This is a genomic window from Methylocaldum sp. (assembly GCF_039794385.1).
Classification (GTDB): Bacteria; Pseudomonadota; Gammaproteobacteria; order Methylococcales; family Methylococcaceae; genus Methylocaldum.
Window position 1 is genome coordinate 1 of the sequence record NZ_JBDIVO010000293.1, and the last position, 5,678, is coordinate 5,678.

4 protein-coding genes and 1 pseudogene are annotated in these 5,678 nt (G+C 59.7%); 4 read left to right on the plus strand and 1 reads right to left on the minus strand.

Annotated elements, in window-relative coordinates:
• A partial coding sequence (locus ABJK70_RS18930; protein WP_347258770.1) for a hypothetical protein occupies positions 1-1,132 on the plus strand: 1,132 nt, incomplete at its 5' end.
• A 127-nt stretch (positions 1,133-1,259) separates the two neighbouring features.
• A pseudogene (gene tnpA, locus ABJK70_RS18935) lies at positions 1,260-1,499 on the plus strand (IS200/IS605 family transposase); the annotation flags it as partial.
• Between the two features lie 218 nt (positions 1,500-1,717).
• On the opposite strand, the gene ABJK70_RS18940 reads toward tnpA, so the two are convergent.
• Positions 1,718-2,809, minus strand: coding sequence for a M14 family zinc carboxypeptidase (locus ABJK70_RS18940; protein ID WP_347258771.1), 1,092 nt, complete (start codon positions 2,807-2,809; stop codon positions 1,718-1,720).
• A 206-nt stretch (positions 2,810-3,015) separates the two neighbouring features.
• On the opposite strand from ABJK70_RS18940, the gene ABJK70_RS18945 reads away from it, so the two are divergent.
• Complete coding sequence (locus tag ABJK70_RS18945) at positions 3,016-4,200, plus strand: hypothetical protein (RefSeq protein WP_347258772.1); 1,185 nt, start codon at positions 3,016-3,018, stop codon at positions 4,198-4,200.
• A gap of 12 nt (positions 4,201-4,212) precedes the next feature.
• Positions 4,213-5,678: AAA family ATPase (locus tag ABJK70_RS18950; protein ID WP_347258773.1), on the plus strand; the 1,466-nt coding region annotated here is incomplete at its 3' end.

Consider the following 5,678-nt stretch of genomic DNA (forward strand, 5'->3'; position numbering starts at 1 on the left):
GACGGGGGAAACCGTCTCGACGGACTTTCCGAAGACAGGAGGGGGCGCTCAGGAAATCCATTATCCCGACGGCCAGTCCGACGCCTTCGTGGCGCTCCTGACCAGCGATTTGACCTCGCTCGCGCAGGCCACCTACCTCGGGGGGCTTGGTCAGGACATCGCGCACGCCATAGCCGTTTCAGGGCCGGACGTCTTCGTGGGGGGAGAGACCACTGCCTCGAGTTTCCCCGGAACGCTGGGAGGGCACACACCGACGTTCGGAGGGGCCACGGACGGCTTCGTGGCTCGCCTCAACTCCAGCCTGGCGAGCGTGATCCAGGCGAGCTTTGTGGGAGCCGGCGGCTTCGATCGGGTGCTCGCGCTGGGTATCGGCGGCTCGTTCTTCGGACCGGTCGTCAATGTGGCGGGGTCGTTCGATACGGGCACGTTCGGCGGCCCCCATGCCTTTCTGTGGGTCCTCGGGTACGACCTGAAGGCCTTCGCCGAAACATTCCCGACCGCGGACCCGGCGGTCCTCCAGAACTCGGTCTTCTTCTCCTTTGGATCGTCCGACGTCGCGACCGCCCTCGCCGTTCCGCCGTCCATCTCGGGGTTCAATGTCTATCTGGCGGGCGAGATCCCACCGAGCAACGCAGACCAGATGGGAGCCGCTCAGCCGAGGTACGGCGGTGGCGCCAGCGATGGCTTCGCCGACAAACTCGTCCTCGTCAGCGACTACTCCTTCTCGCCCCTTCCTACGATCAACGTCACCCAAGGCGGACAGGGCCTGGCGACGGTGACGGTGAATTCGCTGAACGGGTTCACGGGAGAGGCCGTGAAGCTCGGGATCTTCGCCCAGCCGACCGGAGGGGCGCTGCCGGCCGGCTTCACGGCGCCCGGTTTCCCCCAGGACATCGGCTCCCTCCCGCCCAATGGGTCCTTCTCTTTCACGCTCACCATCGGTGTCGCGTCCACCGTCACGCCCGGCACGTACACGCTGTGGATCGTCGGGTTTCCGGGGACCTCGGTCGCGCACGCGGCCCCCGTGACCGTGAACGTCGTCACTACGATCCCCAGCACCATGCAGACGATCAGCCCGCTCCAGGAGAGGAACTCGGGACGATCGGCAGCTTGGGGAGCGCCGACTCCCTGACATCCAAGCTCACAGCGGCTCAAGACCTGGCCGACGCAGGCCGCGCCGGTGCGGCCATCGAGGAGAGCATGCAAAACCAGGGGGAGTGCGCGGCCTGTTGCAGGTCTTCTGCGGCGGGGACGGTTCGAAGCGGCGGAAGAAATTGATTTTTGGTGCGCTCAAGCGGCATTTTGGAGAGATATTTCAGGAGCTCGCCGGGCACAAGGAATCGAAAATTGTTGAAGGTCACCTGATGGGCGACCACGTTCATATGTGTATCAGCATTCCGCCGAAGTATGCGGTTTCGAACGTGGTGGGCTACATCAAGGGTAAGCGTGCGATCCAAATCGCCAGGAAGTTCGGCGGTCGGCAGAGGAACTTCACCGGCGGGAGTCGATTTGGATGCGTGAAGCGCCCAGCGGGCGAGCGCCGGGGAGGATGCGAAATCAGCAGACAACCCGGCGGCGCGCTGATCCTGCGCGTCATACAGGAGAATTCAGCACGCACGAAAATGTACCGTAGACCAGAATATGCGTCGGCGAATCATATGGGCACAGTGCGTGCCAATCGACACCCGGCCGATTGGTCCGGCGGCTGCGCGTCTCATCATCCGTCATACCACCATTCCAAGCCCTGACGCCTTAACCGCTCTCGCTCGGCTTCGTCGAGCTCGGTCCATGGCTCGGGCGAGCGTACGGCGCGGTAGAAAAGCTCGAACAGCAAAAGATGACGCCTTAGGGTCCGCCGCACGCGGTGAGGAAGGCGCGGATTGAAGACGCCGAGGGCCGAGAATGCCTGCGACCAGTTCTTCTTCACCCAAAGCCACGAACCCAGCTCCAGGGTGAAGGGAATATAGCGGCCGTCGGGCCGGACGGTTCTGTATTCGTCGTAGAGGTAATCCCACAAGTCGCCGTGGGCGAGGTACTGTCGGGACTGGGGCTCTATGCAATAGACGTGGTTGGGATGGGTCTTGTCGATCAGGTGCTTCAAGGCGACGGCTTCCGCCAGTGCCGGAAAGGGCTTCCGGGTTTTCGCGAAGGGAAACCACAGGCGGTCTACCTTCCCGTAGCCGGAGTGCACGTCGATGCTGAGTGCGGTTCGGGCGGGAAAGAGCTCGCGGCGCACCCAATCGCAAAGGGTTTGCGCCTCGATCTCCATGGGAGCGTCTTCCTGCCCTTGATACCAGGGCAATGCGGGAGAAATGCGATGCCCGGCGAATAGATGCCAACGGGACAATCCTTCCGCCCGAACCGGCGCGTTTCGCATGAGATCGACCCGGTTGCCGTTGGATCGTCGTTTGAGATACATGCCGACCGGATTGACCAGCGGCATGATCAGCAGGCGAGTCGTGGAGAGCATGTCTCGGGTCACCCGGTCCCAGCGAGCCATTTCCACCAGGGTCCGGAGATATGAGGTCACGACCTGCGTGCCGATACGCTCGAGCCCGTGGACCCCGCCGAACAGCGCCAGAGCCGGCAAGGCGGGATCGGGCGGACCGAAGCGAAAGGCCAGCAGCGGAAACGATTCCTCACCGTGATGCAATTCCGCCAAAACTTCCACCCGCGCCCAATCCCAGCCCGCATCCGCGACGTGCTCCGCGAGTATCAGAAGCTCCCGCAGTTCGGGGAGGGCGCGCATCACCGGACGAGTGAGCGATCTTTCGAAGGGCGTCGGTTCGCTGGCGGAGAAATCGGCCATGGATGTATTCAAAGCGGGTGAGTCAGACAGCCGGGTAGGATCGACAATTATCCGAAATTATCGCCCACTTAGCCTTAGGTCGGCGATGTCACGGAAGGAAACTCTGAAAATGTAGAGTTGGTTAGAGTCTAATTAAATACATTGAATGTGACGTACGTTAAAGATAACGTACAATGATGAAAAACATAAACGCTTAAAGGACTAATATGAAAGCTAATCCGGGCGGTCAGATCGATCTAAACGAGGTTGTTGGTCGTGACGAGATCATCAAGCAAATCTGGGACACTATCGATCAACAATCGATTCGTATAAATGCCGAGCGGCGCATCGGCAAGACGACGATCATCAAAAAGCTTTGCGCAGAGCCGATTAGCGGCTGGGTTCCGATTTTTCAGGATTTGGAGAAGTGCCACACGGCCCTGGAGTTCGCCCTCGCTGTTTATCGAGAGGTCGATGGCTTTCTCTCGGCTCGTCAATGGACGGCCCGACGCGTTCGGGACTTTCTCAACACTATGGGCGGGACCGAGGTCGGAGGCGTGTTCAAGCTGCCTCCGTTTGGAGCTCAGGCGCCCTGGAAGGAGATCCTTACCAAGGCGATCGAAGACTTGGTCGAAGAACGAGAGAAGCACGACGAACGCCCGCTTTTTTTGTGGGATGAAGTCCCTTACATGCTAAAAAGCATCAGCGATCGCGAGGGAGAGATCATGGCCATGGAGGTACTCGATACTCTGCGCGCGCTACGTCAAGACGAGGGTGACAGGGGGCTCCGGATGATTCTCACCGGTTCCATTGGATTCCACCATGTTATCCATAGCCTCAAGCGCCAGAATTATGCCAACTCACCATTGAACGACACCTTCCCTCTCGAGGTTCTGCCCCTGGACTCGGTGGCAGCCGCCGAATTGGCCACGAAACTGATCACAGGCGAGGGTATCCCGACCAAGGCTCCGGAGGCTGTCGCCGACACCATCGCCCGAATCTCGGATGGGTTTCCTTTCTACATCCACCACATCGTCAAGGCGCTCAAGCTTTCCGGCCGGGAGGCAACGCCAGATGCCGTCGAAGCGATCGTGTCCCGTCAACTGCTGGACACCAACGATCCCTGGGAGCTAAGTCACTACCGCGAGCGCATCCCGGTTTACTACGGCAAGGACAACGAATCAGCCGTACTTGGCATCCTCGACGGTATCGCGGTTCGCCACCAGCCGGTTTCCGTCAATGAACTGCTAACCGAACTGAAAGGCACGGGCACTCTCTCCGAACGGGAGAGCCTGATAGGCCTGCTTAAACTGGTCGAGCAAGATCATTATCTGTCGCGGGACGCCCATGGTTGCTACCAGTTCCGCTTTCCGCTGCTGAAGCGCTGGTGGATGCTTTCCCGAGGACTCTGAGACGAGCCGGCCATGAACGATCGTACATTTCTCTCTGTATTCACCCCCAGTCGCACCGCGCCGGAAGATCTTGAGGCGATCTTCGTGCAGCGCCAGGCGATGCTGGACGATGCCGTGGAGCGGGTCCGCGAGAGCGCTACTACCGGCAACAAGCATCATCTGCTGTTTGTCGGGCCTCGCGGTACCGGTAAAACTCACCTAGTCACACTGTTGGTCCACCGCCTCGGTCAGGATGAGGAACTCAAGAAGCACCTGAATATCGCCTGGCTCAATGAAGATGCGACCAGTACCACACTGCTCGAATTCCTGCGCCGGATCTATCTGGCTCTTGTCAAACGCTATCCGGATGACTACAGCGAGGCATCCTTGGAGCCCATCTACGATTTGGAGCCGGACGCCGCCGAGCACTGGCTTGCAAACTTGCTGCTGGAGCAATTGAAGGATCGGACTCTGCTGGTAGTAATGGAAAACCTGGACGCCCTATTCGAAGGTTTAGGCGAGCCGGGCCAACAGCGGCTGCGGGCTTTGATTCAGGAGCACCCGGTGCTGACCATTGTTGCTACAGCGCAGCGGCTTGTAGATGACATTACCAAGCGCAATAGCGTTTTCTTCGGATTCTTTCAAACCGAGCAGCTCGTGACGCTTTCGGTCGAAGAGGCCGCCGAATTGCTCGGCAAGATCGCAACGCTGAACGGACAACCCGACGTGGCCGCTTTTCTGCACAGTCCGACCGGCCGCGCCCGCATCCGTGCGTTGCATCATCTGTCCGGGGGTAACCACCGGATTTACATCGTCCTGTCCCAGTTCATCACGCGCGACAACATCGACGCCCTGGTAGGACCTTTCTCCAAGATGATCGACGAAATGACGCCTTATTATCAGGAGCGCATCCGCTGGCTTCCCGCCCAGCAGCGGAAGATTGTCGAGTACCTGTGCACTCGCGAGCGGCCCACGCCGGTCAAAGAGTTGGCCAAGCGGCTTTTCGCCAGTCATCAGACCATTTCCAGCCAACTCAAGGACTTGCGCGATAAAGGCTATGTCCAATCCGCCCAGCGAGGACGCGAATCCCTCTACGAGATCGCCGAACCTTTGATGCGAATCTGCGTGGAGGTGAAGGAGAACCAGACTAGCGAGCCCATGCGCCTGCTGGTGGACTTTCTCAGGGTCTGGTATGACTCTCGCGATCTCACGGCCCGTCTGCAAGGGTGTGACACGGGCAGTATAGCCCGCGCTTATCTGCAAGCTGCAATGGAGAAGAATTCGGAGCTGGGCGATTTGCGGGCGCAACTCCTGGTGGAAGGATTTCGAACCGAGCTTGGCGATGAGCAGGGTGAACGATGGCTTTCGCGCATCGAATCCTATGCCCGGGAATCCGAAGAATTAGCCCTGGCGTGCGGGGAATGGGCAAAAGGCAACAAGGATCAGGCGTTGAGTCTGCTTGCGGAGATTGCCGATGAAAGCGGCGGCCAGTCCGCGTC

Bases quoted from the DNA above. Each gene is read 5' to 3' on its own strand.
- ABJK70_RS18945 (WP_347258772.1), top strand. From the start codon at position 3,016: ATGAAAGCTAATCCGGGCGGTCAGATCGATCTAAACGAGGTTGTTGGT.
- ABJK70_RS18940 (WP_347258771.1), bottom strand. From the start codon at position 2,809: ATGGCCGATTTCTCCGCCAGCGAACCGACGCCCTTCGAAAGATCGCTC.